Below are 19,216 nucleotides of genomic sequence, written 5' to 3'. Positions count from 1 at the left end.
CACCAACTATTGGGCGCCGGGCGTCCATTCGGGCAACGGCGCCAGGCTTCGGTTGAACTGCTTCCACCACATGGTCTCATCAATCTCGCAGCAGGCGCGAAGCATGGCGTGCGCCTTCTCGAAAGCCTGGGTAGCGAGATCATCGAATGTCATACGCGCATCGTATGGCACCGATACCACAAGCTCCTGACCGGTCTGTGTGCCGCCTTCGTCAACCTGAAGATAAAGCCAAACGACGAAATGCGCGCCTTGGCCGCTTGCGTCCGCATTGCCGATCTTGATGCGGTCGATGCCTGCTGCGGTGACTTTCATGCAGGGGCCCCTTCATTCGAATTTATAATGAAGCCGAGAAGTCCGCTGCGGTCATGAAGGTTCCGAAGCCGTTGTAATTATGGTGAAGAGCTGGTTAGGCACTCCTCGACCTTTCTTATGAAATTCACAAAGGTTGGTGAAAATCAGGAATTGCTGAAAATCAGGCCGACTGATTGCATCTGGTGCCGGACCTCGGTCGACACCGTTGGTCCGTTCGTAATGAGCTGGTTATGCCGAAATCCACTTGGGCTCAACTTAGGCCGAGTGTCTCAATCAACCCCCGGCTTTCGGCCGCCGCATGCGAGGGGCCGCTTCTTGCCAATTATCCGTAGAGTCGACGATCCGCAGGCGGCACCTTGCCACGCCGCTTGACCGCGCCCCAGCGCCGGCGCCTTGGGCGCATCTTGCGAGAAGAGCAGGCACCCCATTTTGAAGTTCGCGACCGCCTTGTTCGGCCGACGGCGGATAGCAGTCAGTACGGACGGTATGTGAGCGCCACGACACCATGCGCGAAGCGGTGCGTGCGAACGAGGTACATAGTATCACCCTATGCTGGGGATCTGAGAGGATTACCTTCGAGGAGAGTGATCGCGGCCATCGGATGCAAAGAGAATACGGGCGACGCTCGCCCGTATTCTCATAATTAGCGATCTTCGGGCCCAGATGCATCTGCGTGGACTGTTCACTCGCTGCCTTTTCGCTTTCCGAGGCGACGTTACTCCCTCGCATGGGTCAAAATGCGAAATACCGGCCAATGGGTAATCGCTTCACGCAATCTGCTGAAAAGCTTTCCTTCGATGCCGATGGCAGACCGAACTTGAATGGCAGCCCATCCGGCTTTCATGGTCCCGCCGACATGGCAATGGCAGACAATAGCGTGCAACTGCCAATCCGTAAGCTCGAAGAAGCGTTTCGCTTCGCCATAGGTATCGTTCTTCAATCCCTGCGCGCGCAATATCGGATCAGCGAAAGCGACGCTGAGCGCGGAGTCCAGGGACCGCGCCTTGTCACGCACGTCCAAGGTCATGTATTCCGTCCCGGGAAAAGCGGCGAGGCGCCGCTCGGGATTTCGCTCGAGCAGCATGGCCCAATGTTCCAAACGCTGCCCTCGCGTCATAGCCGGAAAGGATACTTCGACTTCCGCGACCTCATGTAGTTCTTCAAGTGTCTGATGTTTCATGGCCGTCTCCTGTTGGCGAGGCGCTCTGCCTGCAGAATGCACAGGTCGGAATAGGCCTCAGTCGTCCCTATGCAGGCGAACCAGCAGTGCGTCGGGAAGTTCCAATGGCGAGAAGATTTGACAGTGTGCCTGCTTCAATCTCCCGCTGTCTCTGTGCCTTGGACCATCCCGCGCAACGAGCTACTGCGATGCTTCGACCAGCCGTCGGAGCAATGGGTAATCCTTCAGGTCCTTGTAAGGCGTGAGATCTAACTCCCCTGGCACGCACTGAAGCTGTTCTTCATCGATCGCTTTCTCGTGCCCCTTGATGACGCTTTGGTAGTGCCGCCAGGTCAGGCCAGCCCCTCTCACCGCATCTCTTTCGATGCGCGAGGCAATTTGGTGGGCGTGCAGATAATGAAGCCGCAACTCGTCCAAGAGAGCTTTTTCAACAATTTCGTGGCACACCAGAAATGGTTCGAGCCGCACGTCCTTGCCTCTCCACCTGATGGTGCGCGGCAGATGTCGGTCGATGTAAATCGTCCTTGCATCCGTGCTGTACCCAGCAACGTAGGGAATGTCGAACTCGTGGCTGACCCTAACTCGTCGATGAAGCGCAGAAACGACATCGGACAGGACGAGGTCGCTGATATCTTCAGAGCTATGACGGACCTCGTCGGCTAATTTCAAGTCCGCTCCTGCGTTTTCCAGCCGAAGCGCCCGCCACACGGGCGAGCGCTGCGCGATGATTTTTTATTTGTTGACGATGATGCGCTGCTTGTCCCGGTTTTGGGCGTAAGTGGCCTTGTCGTAGGCAGTCTGCGCCTCCAACTGGTCCTTGGTGAAGTTCGTGTAGAGGTAACGGTTGCCGTTCTTGTCGGTCATGAACTTGAGGTTCTCCATAGCGACCGCGACCTTCTTTTCGCCAATGCCCAGAAAGCCGCCTACATCAACGATTATTGCGTCGACCTTCTTGTCACCAGTCAGGATGACGTCGCCGATCTCGCCGACCTTCGCATCATCTGCTCCATAGACATTGGTTCCGATCAGATTTGCCGCACTGATTTTGTCTGACGGCATTTCGGTCAGGGACGACTTGTCGATCGAGGCTGTCGAGGTCGTATCGATTTTGCCATTAGCCGCTTGGCTGTTAGTCGTCTGCGCCGTGGGTGCTGCCGCGGTATCATAAGCCTTGGTATCGAAATTGGGTTGAGCTTTGAGCTCATCCTTCGTCGTCTTTGCGACTAACCAGCGATCGCCCTTCTTGTTGACCCATTCAAGCTTGCTGAAATCATAGGCTACGTTCTTTTCCCCCACGCCAAGGAATCCGCCGACGCCAATGACGACGAGTTTGGCCTTCCCGTCCTTGTCCAGGACGATGTCATTGACATCGCCTATCTTCGTCGCGTCGTCGGCGGTGCTGTCATAGACGGCGGCTCCCATGATCTTGGAGACGAGCTTGCCATCAGTGACCGGGGCAACAACCTCCGTCTGGGCAGCGGGGTTGCTGGTATTTGCGGCGTGAGCACCCGCCGTGCAGAGCGCCGTCGACATGAGAGCTGCCGTCGCGGCCGTAGCTAGTATCTTGCGGACCATTGTGAGTTTCCTCCTGTTTCCTGGTCGATGACGTCGGCATCTGCCATCCAACGGAAGGAACTGCCTTACGTTCCGGGTGGGGGCCAATGGTCGCAACCGGCGCCGGACTGAAGGCTCATGCAGAACCTGCACGGGTCTACCGCACCCCGTCACCAACGAGTGACGTGACCCGACCTGCGAACAGGATTAGAACTGCCGTCGATGCCAGGGACGTAGCCTAATTGTCCGAAGAGGACGTTCCGTTTTCGGCCGCAACGAGACGTCCGCAATCCAAGCCGCTCAACAGCAAAAGCCGGTATTTGGAGCGCATGTCTGGACCTGCTTCGACAGCAGCCAGCAACGGCACGACCCAGTCATGCACGCTGGATCCCGTCCGCGATCGCCAGCTGGATCCAGGCTCTGATGCACATGCCAGGCCGTGGTAACCTCAGCACTGGCGAAATGGTCCACATCAGGTCATTTACCCGCAGATGATCGCATCGTCCCGTCTTCCATTTCACAGAGCGCACCAGCGACCTCTCGAACGGGCTGATCTGGCCGAAGGACGGCTGAAGCCTCGACCGCCTATGCCGCAATGGCGCGTTGCGCGTTTCTTCCCCTGGGCGAAGCCCATTCCTCGCGCAACCAAGAAACGCGCGCCTCGCCATCCTGCGCTTTGCTGCGGTCGCAAGCGATGCGGCGGCGGTCGCCTCCGGCCTCACGATCGCCATCGAGGCCGCATGGTGCGGGCTCGGAAACGAGAACGGAGACTGAAAATGGCTACCATCGGCATCTTCAAGAAGACCAATGCGAACGAGTTCACCGGCGAGATCGTCACCCTCAGCGTCCAGGCCAAGGGCGTGCGCATCGTCCCCGATACCCGCGCCAGCGGCGAGAACGCTCCAAGCCACCGCGTGGTGGTCGGCAAGGCCGAAATCGGTGCCGCCTGGTCCAAGCGCTCCAACGAGGGCCGCGACTATCTCGGACTCAAGCTGGACGATCCGAGCTTCACCGCTCCGATCTACGCCAACCTCTTCGCCGACGAGGAAGGCGAGGGCCACAGCCTCATCTGGTCCCGTCCCAACCGCCGCAACGGCGAGTGAATCGGCAGACGCCTCGCCGGTACCGGGCGAGGCGCCTTCTGCCGGTGATCGCGCAAGCTCTCCGCGCCGCCGGCCACCACGACAGGCTTCCTGTCGTTGAATGCGTCGCTTGATGCGCGATGGCCTGGAAGATGGTTGAGCGCTGCTAGCGCCGGTCGTTGCAGGCGACGGCGCCACTTCCGAAGGCCTCCTAGCGGTGCGAAATAGCGCCCCTCAATTGCGCACCTGATCATCGTGCCCTTGCTCCTCCATCCTGGCCATCGATCGCCGTTCAACCGCAACGGCCGGAAGGAGAAACCTCATGAACGCCGACGCCGCGCCACTGCCGCCGCGCTACCTGCGCACTTCTGAAGCCGCGCATTTCCTCAGTCTCTCGGCGCGCACGCTTGAGAAACATCGCACCTACGGCACCGGGCCTGCCTATCGCAAACTTGGCGGCCGCGTCGTCTACGCCGTCGACGACCTCCAGCTCTGGGTTCAGCGCGGCGCGATGACATCGACGTCCGATCCGCATGGCTCGGTGCTGCCCGCCAAGCCTCAGGCCGCCCGCCTGATCCCTTATGCCGGGCGCGAACGGCGCTGAGCCCGCTGATTTCCCCCTTGTCGGCACGACTACGCCCACCGTTGGAGCGCGAACAGCTCGACCTGTTCCAGGCGCTGCCGGGCGTGGTCGCGCCACGCGATGCGCAGGACCTCATGGCCTATCCCTTCTTCTCCCTCGCCAAATCCAGGCGCATCGCGCCGATCGACTTTCACGCCGGCGATATCGCGATCCGTGTCGAAGCGATGCCCGGTCACGGCATGGCGACGATCTGGGATGCCGATATCCTGATCTGGGCCGCTAGCCAGATCGTCAGCGCGCGGGACGCCGGATTGCGCACATCCCGCCTGATGGCCGCGACGCCATACGAGATGCTTACCTTCATCGGCCGCGGTGTCTCCAAGCGAGACTACCTGCGCCTCAAGGCGGCGCTCGATCGCCTGCAGTCGACAAGCGTCGTCACCTCCATCCGCCAACCCGCCGAGGGCCGGCGTCATCGCTTCTCGTGGATCAATGAATGGCAGGAACGTTCGGGTCGAAACGGCCGCCCGCTTGGCGTCGAAATGATCCTGCCTGATTGGTTCTATCGCGCCGTCATGGACGACACGCTGATCCTGACGATAGACCGGGCCTATTTCGGGCTGACCGGCGGCCTGGAGCGTTGGCTCTATCGCCTGGTACGAAAGCATGGCGGGCGCCAGCGCGCCAGCTGGCGTTTCGACATCAGCCACCTGCATCGGAAATCCGGCAGCCTCTCGCCGCTCAAGCGCTTCGCCTTCGAGCTGCGTGACATCGTGCGTCGCCAGCCTTTGCCGGGATATCTACTGTTCACGGAGGTCGAAGCCAGCGGCCGTGTGTTGTTGGCTTTCGAACCGGTGCCGACGCCTGTTGACAGGATCGTGCCATCGGGAACCCGAACTATCGTGCCATCGGGAACCGCCTCCTCGTGCTTTCGGGAACCGCGATCGGCCTTAAGGAACGGACCCGAAACGAAAAATCGCGCTCTTAACTTGGAGTCTAATTCTCAATCTAACAGTCTTGCGGAGCAGCCGCGGATCGACGGCGGGGAGCAGAAGCCGCGATTTGTCGGCCGACGCGGTGGAGGCGACGCATGACGCGGTCTCCTCAATCGACGCCGCGCGCCGGCCTCACGACTGTGGAGCTGATCTGGATCGAGAAGCGGATCGAGCACCGGATCCGCTTCGGACGCCCTGCCGATCAGACGATCATCGACACGCGGCGTCGCGTCGTGGGATTTGCGCCGGGCAGTGTTTTTGCCTTCGTGCGCTGGGCGGCGAATGATTTTGGCACCGTCGTTTCGCGCATCGACATCGTGCGCGCCGTCTTGCCCTCAGAAGCGTACCAGACGCTGCCTTACGTCCGGCCAGGCGGCGAGATCCTGCTCAAGATCGCAGGCTGGGACAAGGTTGAGCGGGTTCTTCAACTGATCGATGCGATCGAGGCGATCGGCCTTGATCCGGCCGATGCCGCCCCTGACTATTGGTGTCAGACCCACAACCGACTGGTTGCCGGCGGAACGCCGCGTGTCTATTCGCTCGAGCAGCACCGGGCCTTTCTGTTGCGCAAGCGAGCGACATCATGAGCCGCGCCGCCTGCATGGCCGTGACGCTTGCAGCCGTTGCCGCGATCGTCGCTCCAGCTGCTGTGGAAATGCCGCCGCTGCTGCTATGGAACGCATCGGCCAGCGCACCCCTCGGGCTCTATGCGATCCGGAGAATGGCCGTTCCAACGGCCGGCGCGCTCGCCGTCATCGAACCGCCGGAGACCGTCGCTCGATTCGCCGCCGAACGCGGCTACCTTCCGCTCGGCGTGCCAATGCTGAAGCACATCGAAGGGCTTCCTGGACAGGAAGTTTGTCGCGTCGGCCGCGTCATCACGGTGAACGGGTTTGCCGTTGGCGCCGCGCTGGAGCGCGATCGCAAAGGACGCGCGCTGCCTGACTGGCAGGGCTGCCGCACCATCGCCGCCGACCAAATCTTCGCCATGAACCGGGATGTCCACGACAGTCTCGACGGCCGCTATTTCGGCCCGTTCCCGATGGGCTCGATCGTTGGACGCGCGATGCCGCTTTGGACCGACGAGAGGGGCGATGGCCACTACACCTGGCTTGCTCCCGCGAACTGAAATTCAGCACAGCCAACAAAAGGAAGGAGATTGTCCATGGCCGAGATCGGCGTCTTCCAGGAAACGGAATCCGGTTACTCCGGACGCATTCGAACACTGCTCGTGGACGTCGCGCTGGTGCTTGTCCCGATCAGGACGTCCAACGGCAATGCGCCGGATTTTCGCATCCACATCGGCGATGGCAGCGGCCCGGAGGTCGGCGCGGCCTGGAAGGAAAACGGGCAGACGGCTGGCGACTATTTGTCCTGCCGACTGGAGGATCCGCTGTTTGGTCGACGCTTCCGCGCCGGTCTCTTCCGCTCCGATGACGGTTCCTGGTCGCTGCGCTGGATCCGGCCGAAATCGCTGCCGGAGCGTGCTCGATGAGTGCGCCATCGGCGCCGAAATATGCGCACGAAAGCCGCCCCGTCAGTTGGTTGCCTGGTCGGAGGCAAGCACGTTGGCTTATCGCTGGCATGCTGATTTTTTGTCACGCGATGACGGAGGCCGTCGCACAGAGCGCCCCGGGGCCACGTATGCCTGCGGACGATCCATATGCCACCCATATCGCCGAGGCGTCGCATCGCTTCCGTATTCCTCAGCTCTGGATACGGGCAGTCATGCACATCGAGAGCGCCCGCGACCCACGCGCCGTGTCGCGCAAGGGTGCAGTGGGTCTGATGCAGATCATGCCCGCAACCTGGGCCGAACTGCGTCTTCGTCACCAACTCGGCAGCGATCCCTACGATCCGCACGACAACATCCTTGCCGGCACCGCCTATCTTCGCGAGCTCTATGATCGATACGGTTCACCGGGCTTCCTGGCCGCCTACAATGCGGGGCCGGGGCGCTACGAAGCCTCCTTGAAGGGCCTCCCGCTGCCGGCAGAAACCCGGGCCTATGTTGCGAAGCTTCGCCCTTTGTGGCGCGGCGGTGATGCGCCCGGCGCGCTCACCGCCGGTCATGCCAAGGCCATCACTTGGAACCTCGCGCCGCTGTTCATAGTGCGGTCCGGGTCCTTGACCGATTCCGGTCTCTCGTCCGGCGAGCACGCTTCTGTCGAGGTCTCATCGTCACTGTTGGTGCGCAAACTTTTTGCGGCCAGTTCGCAGCCGCGCCGACTGTTCACCGGGTCTTACGTCCGGACATCGCGGCGATGATGAAGTCTCCGCCAAATCGCGCCCCGGCGCCTCTTTGGGCGTCGTGGCCTTTGAGGCGCATAGGGTACAAGGCAACAACCGAAGGATGGCAAGATAAAAGGGCGCACATTGTGCTGCGGTCGGTTGGTTGCATTTATTGGGTTTTTTGCCGTTTCTCGCACATTGCGGCGCCTCGGCGCAATGTGCTGAGAACATGCAAATTATTGTATTTGCTGTACTTATGGCAAGGTGAGGGCGGGCGCCGTGTCTGATGAGCACGAGTTCCGTATCCGTCCAGGCCGCATTCGCTCGACGCGAGCTCAATCGTCGCGGCCCTTCATCGCCCAGGCGCTTGCGGCAGCGCAAAAGGCTGGCGGCAGCGTGTCCCGGTCAGGCCGGATCGGGACAGGCAAGCGCTCGCAGTTCGGACGCGGCAGGGCAGCGAGCGTTCAAGCCAATCGCTTCCTCACCGGCCGCTCCCGCCTCGCCACGATCAAGACCCGCGTGGTTCGCCATTCGAAACGTGGCGCGCCGCTGGCGACCCACCTCAATTATTTGCGCCGCGAGGGCGTCACACGCGACGACACGAAAGCCCGAATGTTCGGACCGGAGGTCGACGATGCGTCGACTGCGGATTTCGTCGATCGCTGCAAGGACGACCGGCATCATTTCCGCTTCATCGTCTCGCCCGAGGATGCCGCCGACATCGCCGACCTGAAATCCTTCACCCGTGATCTCATGGGTCGCATGCAGGAGGATCTCGGCACGTCGCTCGACTGGGTCGCGGTGGACCATTGGAACACCGACAATCCCCATGTCCACGTCATCCTGCGCGGCCGGGCCGACGACGGCCAGGACCTGGTCATCTCGCGCGACTATATCAGCCGTGGCATGCGCGATCGCGCCAGTGACCTCGTCACGCAGGAGCTCGGCCCCCGGTCGGATCTTGAGATCCGCCGGCACGTCGAGCGGCAGGTCGAGGCCGAGCGGTGGACCGGGCTCGACCGCCAGTTGCTCCGCGACGCGCGCGACAACGGTGTCATAGATCTGGCGCCACATGCGGATCGCCAGCCTGATGAATTCATGGCGCCAAAGATCGGGCGGCTGCGCAGGCTGGAAACGCTCGGCCTCGCCGAGCAACTCGGTCCTGGCCAATGGATCCTCAGCGACAGAGCCGAGGCGACGCTGCGCGCGATGGGTGAGCGCGGCGATATCATCAAACGCATGCATCGCGCATTCTCGGTCCGCGATATCGAACGCGCGAGCGCCAGCTATGTGCTTGCCGCTGAGAGCATCGGTGAGACGATTAGCGGCCGTCTGATCGAGCGCGGACTGGATGACGAACTGAGCGGCAGTGCCTATGCGGTCATCGATGGCGTCGACGGCCGGTGTCATCACGTGCGGCTCGCCGATATCGAGGCGGCGGGCGACGGTGTGCCGGGCGCAATCGTCGAACTGCGCACATTCGAGGACGCTCAGGGTCGGCGGCGGCTGGCGCTTGCCGTGCGCTCCGATCTCGACATCGACAGACAGGTGGTTGCGGAGGGGGCGACCTGGCTCGACCGGCAGGCGCTTGCCGGTCCTGCGGCGGCTCTTTCCGATGGCGGCTTCGGCGCCGAGGTGCGCCAGGCGCTCGATCGGCGCGTCGAGCATCTGGTCGGGCTGGGGCTGGCCGAGCGGCAGCCGGGCGGGACTGTCTTTGCCGGCAACTTGATCGACACACTGCGCCGAAGGGAGCTCGAGGCGCTGGGCGGCAGGATCGCGGCCCAATCCGGCCGTTCCTTCAACCGTGCCGCACCTGGCGAATCCGTGTCCGGTACCTACAGCCAGCGCTTTGCGCTTGCGTCCGGCCGTTTCGCGATGATCGACGATGGCCTCGGGTTCCAGCTCGTGCCCTGGACGCCTTCGCTGGAAAAGCGCCTCGGCCAGCATGTCACCGGCAGCACTCGCGGCGACGGCGGTGTCGATTGGAGCTTTGCCCGCAAACGCGGGCTAGGTCTCTAGCAGCTGAAAGGATGGATCCTGCCATGTCGGCCGCGAAAGCCCTTGCGAGCAGATGCTCACGGTTTTCCTGAGCCGTGGTGCTGACGACTTGGACGGCGACACAATCGCGGCATGCAGACTTGGTGTTCGGCGGCACCTCGGGCCACGCTGGTCGATCGCGCCGGCTTGCCCGTCAACTTATGCGCCTGCGCGCGTGCAGGTGGCGGGCGAACGCTACGAGGCCTTCGTCACGGCGCGCGACAGCCTGGCGGTAGGCGCGAAGCTGCGCCAAGAGATTTCCGAAGATAGCGATCCGGTGGGTGCCGAGAAGAGGCAGCCTTAGCTGCGCCGCAGGGGATGTCGATATCGAATGTCCAGGTTGGGTGGCCCTGAATTCTTGTCCGGCCGCCCTCCGAGCTTGATCAGCGTGTCTCGGCGAGGATTGTCGCGCGCCTGATTATCGCCGATCTGACCGACTCGACGAGCTGCGCGGGAAAGTAACGTGGCAGCGAAGAAATCACGGCCTCGGTCCACCTCTCGGCATTTCCGGAGATGTCTTCGAAAATCTTGCGCATCAGGGGCGCCCCCACGCCGGAAATGTCGGCGGTCTGCACGAAATGGCGGGGCACAATTTCATGTATGGAATAATGCCGGCTCTTGCCGGCAGACATCGCCAGCTTGAATTTCTTGCGAGGGATCTGCCCAGCATCAAGGCTGGGCTGTGCGCTCAGCACGTCATAGAGCGGCGTCATCCGAAACCGCCCGCCGGGCCCGAGAAAAATGCTGAAGTTCTTGGCGTGGCCGTCGGTCGCGCCAATGAGCCAGAATATTATGCAAGCACGCAAAAACAGCGAGACGTCGTCTTCGGGCCTGTCACTGCCCTTAAGCAGCTCGATGATCGACGGCATGCCGGGACCGCCCTCTGACTGGTACTTGCGTGTCGGCGGGACCGACAGTGCTTGACACATATCCTCCTGTGGTAGGCGCATGAGACGGCCATCCGCGGCCCACAACCGGTCGAACCGCTCGACGATCAGCGTACGGCGCTCGCCGAAGTCGGCGATCTCAGTTCTGGCGGCGGGAACGCCGAAAGCATCGATCAGCTTAAGGCACAGATATTCGTTCTCAACGCTGTTGGAGAGGTCGATGCCGTTCGGCAACCTGCCGATCTGCGGTTTCAGGATGTGGGTGGTCGCCGCCGTGCCGACGGGCTTATACCAGCGTCCGTCCTTGCGTAGCAGCGCCGTCTTTTCCTGGGCGCCGGCGATCGAGATGCGGAAATCTTCATCCTCGCCGACGCCAAGCGGGGCGACAGCGAGGTTTGCGATTATCCCGGCGATATCCTTTTTGCTGACCGGCTTGCCTTCGCTGCTACCAGGACTGCCGGGATCGGCGCCATCAGGCAGGAATTGCAGTGCGCCGACGCAGTCATGGCCGAGGGCGGCAAGCATGCTGTAGGCATCGGCACCATCCGCCCCGACACGTTCGGCAATACGCTTGCGGATGGCGTCATTGTCGGGAAGCAGGTTGTCGAAGACGTTGACTACAGGCGCGCCGATATAGCGGTCCTCCCGCAAGGGAAGCGAAAGCGAGACAGGGAAGGTACCGTGCCAGTCCAGCCATTCGCGGGCATATTGAAAGTCCACGGCGCCGGTGGATTGCCTGCGCAGCACGCCCACCAGCCGACCGTTCACGAAGACGTTTAGCGGCGTGTGAGCCGGCCTCCGCGCCATCAGAACAGGTCCGCGATCTCGGTCGCGCTGCTTTTGCTGCGCGGGCGAACGACGAGTTCAAGGTCGAGGGCGGAGAGTGCAGCCATCAACGTACTGAGCTGCACTGCCGGCTCGCCGGCTTCAAGGCGAGACACGGTGGCCTGACGCAGGTGGATCCGGCTGCCAAGCGTCTCTTGCGTGAGATCGGCTTGCCTGCGGGCGCGACGCAGAATGGCGCCGAGTTGCTTTTCGTTGCGAGCGATCTGGTCGGTCATGGTCGTCTCCTGGAGCGTATATACGCGATCGCGTATGGCTTTGCAATATACGTGACCGCGTATAAATCTGTCGCATACGCAAATGCGTATAGAACTCAGATATACGCGGTCGCGTATGACGTCTGCTAATCAATGCCTAGTCCAAGAGGACAGCGCCCTCGCTCGCGCCCCGGGCTCTTGGGCTTCCCGATTCCCTGTCTTCCTTGCCGATGGCACGATGCGATGCGATCGGCGTCAGACGGCTGTTGCATCTCGCGTCACCTTGCTGACCTCTCGCCACAAGGAGAAGCGAATGTCGGGAACGAAAGTCCTTTGGGGACAGATTGTCGTGGTCTTCCTGATCGTGCTCCTCACGATCTGGGCCTCGACGCAATGGTCGGCCTGGCAGCTGGGCTATCAGGAGCGGCTTGGAACGCCTTGGTTCGTCATCGGCGGCATGCCAGTCTATTACCCGCCCGCAATCTTCTGGTGGTGGTATTTCTACGACGCCTATGCGCCGGCCATCTTCGCGCGTGGGGGTCTGATTGCCGCCTCGGGCGGCTTCATCGCGATCGCCGTAGCGATCGGCATGTCGCTGTGGCGTGCTCGCGAGGCGACGAAGGTCGCGACCTATGGCTCCGCGCGCTGGGCCGAAAGGAGCGAGGTGCAGGCGGCAGGCCTGCTTGCCCCCGACGGCGTGGTGCTGGGGCGCTATGGAACTCACTATCTGCGCCACGACGGGCCTGAGCATGTGCTTTGCTTTGCGCCGACGCGTTCGGGAAAGGGTGTCGGGCTTGTTGTGCCGTCGCTGCTGACCTGGCCTGGCTCGGCGATCGTGCATGACATCAAGGGCGAGAACTGGGGTCTGACCGCCGGCTTCCGCGCCCGCCACGGCCGTGTGCTGCTGTTTGATCCGACGAATGCACGGTCGGACGCATACAACCCTTTGCTCGAGGTTCGCCGCGGTGAATGGGAAGTCCGTGACGTGCAAAACATCGCCGACATCCTGGTCGATCCGGAAGGCTCGCTTGAACGGCGCAATCATTGGGAAAAGACGAGCCACGCGCTCCTGGTCGGCGCAATCCTGCATGTGCTCTATGCCGGACCGGACAAGACGCTTGCCGGCGTCGCGGCATTCCTGTCCGATCCGAAGCGGCCGATCGAATCGACCTTGGCCGCGATGATGACGACGCAGCATCTGGGGCAGGGCGGTCCGCACCCGGTCATCGCCAGCGCTGCCCGTGAGTTGTTGAACAAGTCCGACAACGAACGCTCCGGCGTGCTCTCGACCGCGATGTCCTTCCTTGGACTCTATCGCGATCCGGTGGTGGCACAGGTGACGCGCGCATGCGGCTGGCGCATCGCCGACGTTGTCGCCAATCCTCGTCCGGCAACGCTTTATCTCGTCGTTCCACCCTCCGACATCAGTCGCACCAAGCCGCTGATCCGTCTCATCCTCAACCAGATCGGCCGCCGTCTGACAGAGGATTTGCAGGCCAGGACGGATCGCCATCGATTGCTTCTGATGCTGGACGAGTTCCCGGCGCTCGGACGGCTCGACTTCTTCGAATCCGCGCTCGCTTTCATGGCCGGCTATGGATTGAAAAGCTTCCTGATCGCGCAGTCGCTCAACCAGATCGAGAAGGCCTACGGCCCAAACAATTCTATTTTGGACAACTGTCATGTACGGGTCAGCTTCGCGACCAATGACGAGCGCACCGCCAAGCGCGTCTCCGATGCACTGGGCACCGCGACCGAGCTGAAGGCGATGAAGAACTATGCCGGTCACCGGCTCTCGCCCTGGCTCGGTCATCTCATGGTGTCGCGCTCGGAGACGGCGCGACCATTGCTGACGCCCGGCGAGATCATGCAACTGCCGGCAGGCGACGAGATCGTCATGCTGGCCGGCACGCCGCCGATCCGGGCGAAGAAGGCGCGCTATTTCGAAGACCCACGCTTGCGGAAGCGCATTTTGCCGCCACCGGCTGTCACGGCTCGAGCCGAGCCGGAGCCTGACGATTGGACGGCGCTTCCGTTGCCGCTCCCCCCATCTGGTATGGCAGCGGCAACTGCCGTGGCGAAAGTTCAGGAGGAATCGACCGAGTCCGAATTGCGACGTCAGCCCGAGCTCGATCGACTTCTCCCGGCTGCAGCGGAGCTGCCGCCCGTCAACGAATTCGAGATCGAAGCGCCTGACGAGACGGATGATCTCGCATCGAGCAGCACCCGGATGGCTCGCCTTGTTCGGGGCGTGGCACGTCAGATCGCGCTCGATCCGGACGACGGCATGGAGCTGTGAAGGTCGTGACAGCAAGAAAGAAGAAGGTCCAAATTTCCGTCTATCTCGACCCTGCCGTGATGGCCTTGCTGGTCGATTATGCCGCCCGGCGCGATCGCTCGCAGTCGCTCATCGCTGAAGCGGCGATCGCCTCGTTCCTCTCTCCGGATGCCGACGCGCAACGGGAGGCGGCGATCTCCAAACGTCTCGACCGGATCGATCGCCGGATCGCGCGGTTGGAGCGCGACGTCGGCATCTCGGTTGAAACCCATGCGGTATTCGTCCGCTTCTGGCTTGCCACCACTCCGGCCTTGCCTGAGCCGATGGCCCAGGCAGCGCGCGCCAAGGCAAGCGAGCGTTATGAAGCTTTCGTCTCCGCGCTTGGCAGGCGGCTGGCCAAGGGGCCGAGCTTGCGGCAGGAAATCCCCGAGGACATCGCGCCACCCGGCGATCCCGAGCGATAGTGATGTGAGGGCCCGCGGGCGAAGGCGCCGGCGGAGTTCGCGCGGCGCCTTCAGGTCCTGTTGATTGCTGTACGTCTTCCCGTTGCCGACCCGGTCAGTTGGCGGCTCCGCACAACTGTGAGGTCGTCAATCCTGGCGGCACGTTTTCCGTGGGGCCAAATCCGTACTTCGCCATGATGCTGGCAATCGTGCCATTCGACATGACCTTGGCCAGCCCCTGATTGTAAAGGTCGCGCAGGTCGCCATCATCCTTCCTGAACGCGATCGCGACGTAGCTGATCGACTTCTCGTCGGTCGTGAATGGGTTGGCGCGCTCCAGATCGGGGCTCTTTTTGCCGGCCAGCAGCCCGATCGCAGTCGGGGACGAAAATACCGCGGCGTCGATGCGGCCGGCGCGCAGTGCCGCGATGTTGGTCTCGATGTCGGGAAACTGCAGGATGCGATCTTGAGGGACGCCCTCGGCGATGGCGTTCTGGATGACGTTGCTGCCGCGGCCGCCGCCCATGATCGTGTCGGATTTCTTGGCAAGATCAGCATAGCTATGGATCGCCTTGGGGTTGCCGGCGAGTACGATCGCCGCGTCGTCCTGCCTCAGGTCGGGAGCGCCGAAGGCGACCTGCTGGCATCGCGGCGGCGTTATCGACAAGCCGGACGCCACGGCATCGAAACGCCCGGCCATCAAGCCAGGGATCAACGCGCCGAACTCCGTGACCTGGAAGTCGATCTGCTTGACGCCGAGGTCGGCGAACGCGGCTCTGAGCAGGTCCGGATGCCAGCCGAGCAACTCGCCGGTTTCCTCCTTCTTGTAGCCCCATGGCGAGCGGTTGTGGATGCCGATCACGATCCTGCCCTCTCTCAAGACGCGTTCCTTAGTTGTTTCCGCCGTGGCCGGCAGCACGGATCCAACGATCGCGGCATAGGCGATGCAGGCCAGGCCAATGGCGGCCGATCGGGCTCGAAATTTCATCGTGCAGTCCTCCCGTGAGATTAAGTTGCGCGCAGGGGTTCGGCCCCAGCCCTTCAACGCTACGTTGAGGGCCGCCAATGCGTCAATATAGATATACAAGATATGTACAAAATATTGCCGACGCGAGGCAGCGAGAGGCGGCTCACCGCTGGATTGGCCGTTGAGCGGATAAGGCTCAGCGCACGATCATCGCCTACAAGGTTTCTAAGAACTTCCAGAGGTAGCAGCGAACCGCGCCGGCGGCGGGGATCATATTCAATTTTGCTAAAATCTTCGGAACCGATTGCTCCGGCCCGGTTTGAATCCCGGTTCAGGAGTTCGAGTGCATGCGTAAATTGACCGGTCACCTCGCCTTCATCGAGTTCCAATCACCGACGCTGGTCGAGAGCGCTCCTGCCGATACGGACTGGCTGCACGAAATCAAATACGATGGCTACCGGACCGAGCTTATCGTTGAAGGTGGCGCGGCACGTGCCTTCACCCGTCGGGGCTATGACTGGTCGCATCGGTACAAACGGATCGTCCAGGCGGCGGCGAACCTATCGGTCAAATCCGCAATCCTCGACGGCGAAGCGGTCGTCCTCGGCAAGACTGGCTTGCCGGATTTCCAGGCTCTCGAGCGGGAGCTGGCAAACCCGAGCTCGCCGAAGCTCATGTTCTTTGCGTTTGATCTTTTGTACCTCAACGGCCGAGACATTCGACAGCAGCCGCTGATTGAGCGCAAAGCTGCTCTGCACAGGCTCCTGCAGGAAACGGCTCCAACGCTGACCTTTGTCGAACACCTGGACATTAGCGGCAAGGACGTGTTCGACCATGCCTGCCGCATGGGCCTGGAGGGGGTGGTCTCAAAGCGGGCTGACTCTCCCTACCGTTCCGGTGTCCAAACGAGCTGGCTCAAGGTGAAGTGCGTCAAGAGCGACACGTTCCCGATTGTGGCTTTCGTCGAAAAGCTTGGCGCGCAGCCGCGCCGCGTTGCTTCCCTGTATATCGGCAGATGGGAGGGCGAGCGGCTGCTTTATGCTGGAAAAGCGCAAAGCGGCTATACGCTGGAGGCAGCCCGGCGAGTTCGCGAGCGGCTCGATCCGCTCATCATCAGCAAATCGCCTCTTTCGGAACCCATCAAAAAGCCTAAAGCAACTTGGGTGCGGCCGGAGGTGCCGGCTGAGGTGCAATTCAGTGGCGTGACCGACCGGGGTATCTTGCGCGAGGCGGTGTTCAAGGGATTGCGCGAGGATCTCGCTGTGATCCCAGCGAAGCCGCCGTCGCCCTCCAAGCGCAGGTTGGAGAGCCAACATGGCGTTCCTGGCGAGAACATTCTCCAGCTGCTACCCGATGCGGTTGCACCTTCCAGGGAAGAGCTTTTGGGCTACTGGCGGCGGGTGGCCGACCGAGCGTTGATTCATCTGGGCCGAAGACCATTGAAGCTGGTTCGCCATGCGTACGGGGCCACCTTCTATCACAAGGGGCCGCTGCCGCCGATCCCTGCGTCGGTGCACCAGCTGCGGGTGCAAAAACGCGAAGGTGGCGAAGGTGTCCGGGTTTGGGTGGATGACCTTGACGGACTGCTCGGCTTGATCGAAATGGATGTCATCGAGCTTCATCCTTGGAATGCCACGATTGACGACATTGAACATGCCGACCGGCTTGTCCTGGACCTCGACCCTGGCGAGGGCGTCTCCTGGGATGCGGTGATCGAAGCCGCGCTGTCGCTACGCGCGATCTTGGAAGCAACTGGCTTGGACAGCTGGCCGAAGCTCACCGGCGGCAAAGGTATTCACTTAATGGCACCGCTCGCCGCGAAGATGACTCATGACAGGGCGCGGCAATTGGCCAAATCGCTGGCCCAATGTCTCGTTGATGCCGATCCTGACCGGTACCTGTTGTCAGCCGACCCGGCAGCGCGGAGAGGCCACATTTTTCTAGATTACCTTCGCAACGGCCGAGGCAATACCGCAGTTGGTGCGTTCTCACCTCGATCGCGGCCCGGCTTTCCGATTGCGCATCCAGTTACATGGAAACAGGTTGAAGTCGGCATTAGGCCGGACGTTTTCACCATGAGCCATCCGTTTAGAGCCGCTGCTCAAACGGCGGCTTGACTGTAAGAAAGAGCACGGCAGGGTCCTGTCGATGACGTCCGCGTCGCATTCGAGGCTGCGGCGCGCTAGGAAGGGATGGTTTTCGATCGAAAGAAAAGCCCGTCGCAGCTAATGAGCGTAAGCGACGGGCTTTCCGGGACGAAAGAGCAGCTACACCTCGGCGGATCGACTGCTTCGCTTAAATCATCAAATCGTGAATGCGTTCTATGATGGGACACTTTTTTGTTCGATGCCTTGGGAACCAAATCCGAGTTTGAAAGTTGCGGCCGCTGGGGGAAAAGAGATTCCCAGCCAATGTCAGACAAAAACCAGACGATACCGATCGTCCAAAAGCTCGTTCAAGAAACCGGTATTGCTGAGGCGCAGGCCTACGAGCTTGCCCTCCTAATTGGTATGAATTGGAACTCGCTCGTGCGAGAGGCGAAGCTCATTCGCGCTGCGGCAAGGGCCGAGGTCGCCCAGGACGGGCCGCCTGTCGAGAATTGACGCGCTAGGAACCGAAATATTTTTCCTGACCACCAGTCCGCCGGTCACGTAGAGGCTTAGAATCTGATCAGCCCATTGTGCTGGAGGACATACGGAAGGATCAGGACCATTCCGATCCCACATACCCATAGGATGGCTTTGTTCATTCCGATATCCGTTGAAGGCCACGCCGAACATTATCGATCCGTCAGCCATAGTGAAGCTTCGGCTTGCTTTCGGTGCCGGTAAATTGAACGCCGATCCTGTCGTTCTTCCGCCAGCGCATCACGCATCGATAGGCGATCCCATCAACCGGCACGTAGAGTAGAAATTCTGACGGGACCCTTGTTTCGGCCGGCACTGTCAATTCTGCTCCATCCGCGTGTTGATTGCGGATCGTGCAGGTGGTTTCCGAGTTCGTTATGCTGGTGATGATCGTCGCGCCCTTGAGGACGCGCTTCCGATGTTCGCCACGGAGTTCCCTGTTCGACAACGTAGATTCCTCCGGGCGCAATCAGCGCCGATCGACCCCGAAGCCGCTCGCTTCTTATCACGAAAACATCACAGAACGAACCGCGGATGGCGAAAAGCCCGCCGCTTAGCTGCAGCGGACTTCCAACCGGCTGGAGGAAGGAGAGTGTCACAACGGGCCTCCTGCCTGTTCACACTTCCGTCCTGCAGGCCAGACTATCGGCGCGAAATCATCAGGCACAGTTGGCGCAGGTCCCGATCGTAGCTGTCCTGACTGCCCAGCACTTCGACACAACGCTTTTTCATCCGAGCCAATTGAGTGCCGGACAAGCCAGAGACAGCGCTGGCCACCTTTGGAGGCGTCGGGTTAACCGGGCTTGTCAGGCCGCTCGGATTGGTTCCTACCCCGACTCCGGCAGTAACGCCGTCGCCGACCCCAACACCAACTCCGATGCCCGTCCCACTGGTGCCGCCTACCGTAGCGCCTAAGCCAGCCGTGACGCCGCTCGCACCGCCCACTGTCGCCCCAGCGCCTGCGTTCACCCCATTAGAGCCGCCTACGGAAGCACCAGC

At 61.6% G+C, this 19,216-nt stretch carries 20 protein-coding genes and 1 pseudogene; 13 read left to right on the top strand and 8 right to left on the bottom strand.

Annotated elements, in window-relative coordinates; translation table 11 throughout:
* Positions 1-6 precede the first annotated feature (6 nt).
* From FJ425_RS01150 to FJ425_RS01135, 4 genes are all read right to left on the bottom strand, one after another.
* Positions 7-312: a hypothetical protein gene (locus FJ425_RS01150; protein ID WP_140547060.1), complete on the bottom strand. Its 306-nt coding sequence runs from the start codon at positions 310-312 to the stop codon at positions 7-9.
* A gap of 715 nt (positions 313-1,027) precedes the next feature.
* Positions 1,028-1,492 carry a hypothetical protein gene (locus tag FJ425_RS01145; RefSeq protein WP_140547059.1) on the bottom strand — a complete coding sequence of 155 codons (465 nt, stop codon included), beginning with the start codon at positions 1,490-1,492 and terminating at the stop codon, positions 1,028-1,030.
* Positions 1,493-1,672: 180 nt separating this feature from the next.
* Positions 1,673-2,161 carry a hypothetical protein gene (locus FJ425_RS01140; RefSeq protein ID WP_181175743.1) on the bottom strand — a complete coding sequence of 163 codons (489 nt, stop codon included), beginning with the start codon at positions 2,159-2,161 and terminating at the stop codon, positions 1,673-1,675.
* Positions 2,162-2,224: 63 nt separating this feature from the next.
* Positions 2,225-3,067, bottom strand: coding sequence for a PRC-barrel domain-containing protein (locus tag FJ425_RS01135; RefSeq protein WP_140721124.1), 843 nt, complete (start codon positions 3,065-3,067; stop codon positions 2,225-2,227).
* Between the two features lie 755 nt (positions 3,068-3,822).
* On the opposite strand from FJ425_RS01135, the gene FJ425_RS01130 reads away from it, so the two are divergent.
* From FJ425_RS01130 to FJ425_RS01090, 9 genes and pseudogenes are all read left to right on the top strand, one after another.
* Positions 3,823-4,149, top strand: a complete 327-nt coding sequence (locus FJ425_RS01130) for a DUF736 domain-containing protein (protein ID WP_181175741.1) — start codon at positions 3,823-3,825, stop codon at positions 4,147-4,149.
* A 301-nt stretch (positions 4,150-4,450) separates the two neighbouring features.
* The gene (locus FJ425_RS01125; protein WP_041002472.1) at positions 4,451-4,732 is read left to right on the top strand and encodes a helix-turn-helix domain-containing protein; all 282 of its coding nucleotides are present in this window, start codon (positions 4,451-4,453) and stop codon (positions 4,730-4,732) included.
* 17 nt (positions 4,733-4,749) lie between these two features.
* Positions 4,750-5,805 carry a replication initiator protein A gene (locus FJ425_RS01120; protein WP_140721121.1) on the top strand — a complete coding sequence of 352 codons (1,056 nt, stop codon included), beginning with the start codon at positions 4,750-4,752 and terminating at the stop codon, positions 5,803-5,805.
* Entirely contained in the window at positions 5,802-6,293 is a 492-nt protein-coding gene (locus tag FJ425_RS01115; RefSeq protein WP_140721118.1) for a DUF2840 domain-containing protein, read from the top strand. Before FJ425_RS01120 ends, FJ425_RS01115 begins: the two co-directional genes overlap by 4 nt.
* Entirely contained in the window at positions 6,290-6,835 is a 546-nt protein-coding gene (locus tag FJ425_RS01110) for a S26 family signal peptidase (protein WP_140721115.1), read from the top strand. The genes FJ425_RS01115 and FJ425_RS01110 overlap by 4 nt, the downstream gene beginning before the upstream one ends.
* Before the next feature lie 36 nt (positions 6,836-6,871).
* Positions 6,872-7,201, top strand: coding sequence for a DUF736 family protein (locus FJ425_RS01105; protein ID WP_140721112.1), 330 nt, complete (start codon positions 6,872-6,874; stop codon positions 7,199-7,201).
* A 110-nt stretch (positions 7,202-7,311) separates the two neighbouring features.
* Positions 7,312-7,974: a lytic transglycosylase domain-containing protein gene (locus tag FJ425_RS01100; protein ID WP_224628503.1), complete on the top strand. Its 663-nt coding sequence runs from the start codon at positions 7,312-7,314 to the stop codon at positions 7,972-7,974.
* Between the two features lie 243 nt (positions 7,975-8,217).
* Positions 8,218-9,957 (top strand): VirD2 family relaxase/mobilization nuclease, encoded by a 1,740-nt coding sequence (locus FJ425_RS01095; RefSeq protein ID WP_140721106.1) that lies wholly within the window; start codon positions 8,218-8,220, stop codon positions 9,955-9,957.
* A 202-nt stretch (positions 9,958-10,159) separates the two neighbouring features.
* Positions 10,160-10,279: pseudogene (locus FJ425_RS01090) on the top strand (CopG family transcriptional regulator); the annotation flags it as partial.
* A 79-nt stretch (positions 10,280-10,358) separates the two neighbouring features.
* Here the strand turns inward: FJ425_RS01090 and FJ425_RS01085 are convergent.
* Entirely contained in the window at positions 10,359-11,669 is a 1,311-nt protein-coding gene (locus FJ425_RS01085) for a type II toxin-antitoxin system HipA family toxin (RefSeq protein WP_140721103.1), read from the bottom strand.
* Positions 11,669-11,923: a helix-turn-helix transcriptional regulator gene (locus FJ425_RS01080; RefSeq protein ID WP_095769085.1), complete on the bottom strand. Its 255-nt coding sequence runs from the start codon at positions 11,921-11,923 to the stop codon at positions 11,669-11,671. Before FJ425_RS01080 ends, FJ425_RS01085 begins: the two co-directional genes overlap by 1 nt.
* 292 nt (positions 11,924-12,215) lie before the next feature.
* Here FJ425_RS01080 and FJ425_RS01075 point away from each other — a divergent pair, with 292 nt between their 5' ends.
* Together FJ425_RS01075 and FJ425_RS01070 are read left to right on the top strand one after the other, a co-directional pair.
* Positions 12,216-14,201 carry a conjugal transfer protein TraG gene (locus tag FJ425_RS01075; RefSeq protein WP_140721100.1) on the top strand — a complete coding sequence of 662 codons (1,986 nt, stop codon included), beginning with the start codon at positions 12,216-12,218 and terminating at the stop codon, positions 14,199-14,201.
* Between the two features lie 5 nt (positions 14,202-14,206).
* The gene (locus tag FJ425_RS01070; RefSeq protein ID WP_140721097.1) at positions 14,207-14,644 is read left to right on the top strand and encodes a CopG family transcriptional regulator; all 438 of its coding nucleotides are present in this window, start codon (positions 14,207-14,209) and stop codon (positions 14,642-14,644) included.
* A gap of 94 nt (positions 14,645-14,738) precedes the next feature.
* On the opposite strand, the gene ehuB is transcribed toward FJ425_RS01070, so the two are convergent.
* Positions 14,739-15,611 (bottom strand): ectoine/hydroxyectoine ABC transporter substrate-binding protein EhuB, encoded by an 873-nt coding sequence (gene ehuB / locus FJ425_RS01065; RefSeq protein WP_140721094.1) that lies wholly within the window; start codon positions 15,609-15,611, stop codon positions 14,739-14,741.
* A 326-nt stretch (positions 15,612-15,937) separates the two neighbouring features.
* Here ehuB and ligD point away from each other — a divergent pair, with 326 nt between their 5' ends.
* Both ligD and FJ425_RS01055 read left to right on the top strand, forming a co-directional pair.
* Entirely contained in the window at positions 15,938-17,707 is a 1,770-nt protein-coding gene (gene ligD, locus FJ425_RS01060) for a DNA ligase D (protein WP_140721090.1), read from the top strand.
* A 222-nt stretch (positions 17,708-17,929) separates the two neighbouring features.
* The gene (locus tag FJ425_RS01055; protein ID WP_224547917.1) at positions 17,930-18,193 is read left to right on the top strand and encodes a hypothetical protein; all 264 of its coding nucleotides are present in this window, start codon (positions 17,930-17,932) and stop codon (positions 18,191-18,193) included.
* A 187-nt stretch (positions 18,194-18,380) separates the two neighbouring features.
* Here FJ425_RS01055 and FJ425_RS01050 read toward each other — a convergent pair whose 3' ends face one another.
* Positions 18,381-18,665 carry a PilZ domain-containing protein gene (locus tag FJ425_RS01050; protein ID WP_140721087.1) on the bottom strand — a complete coding sequence of 95 codons (285 nt, stop codon included), beginning with the start codon at positions 18,663-18,665 and terminating at the stop codon, positions 18,381-18,383.
* Between the last annotated feature and the right edge of the window lie 551 nt (positions 18,666-19,216).

It is taken from the genome of Mesorhizobium sp. B2-7-2 (assembly GCF_006440775.1).
Classification (GTDB): Bacteria; Pseudomonadota; Alphaproteobacteria; order Rhizobiales; family Rhizobiaceae; genus Mesorhizobium.
This window is presented reverse-complemented; position numbering and strand designations above follow the sequence as displayed.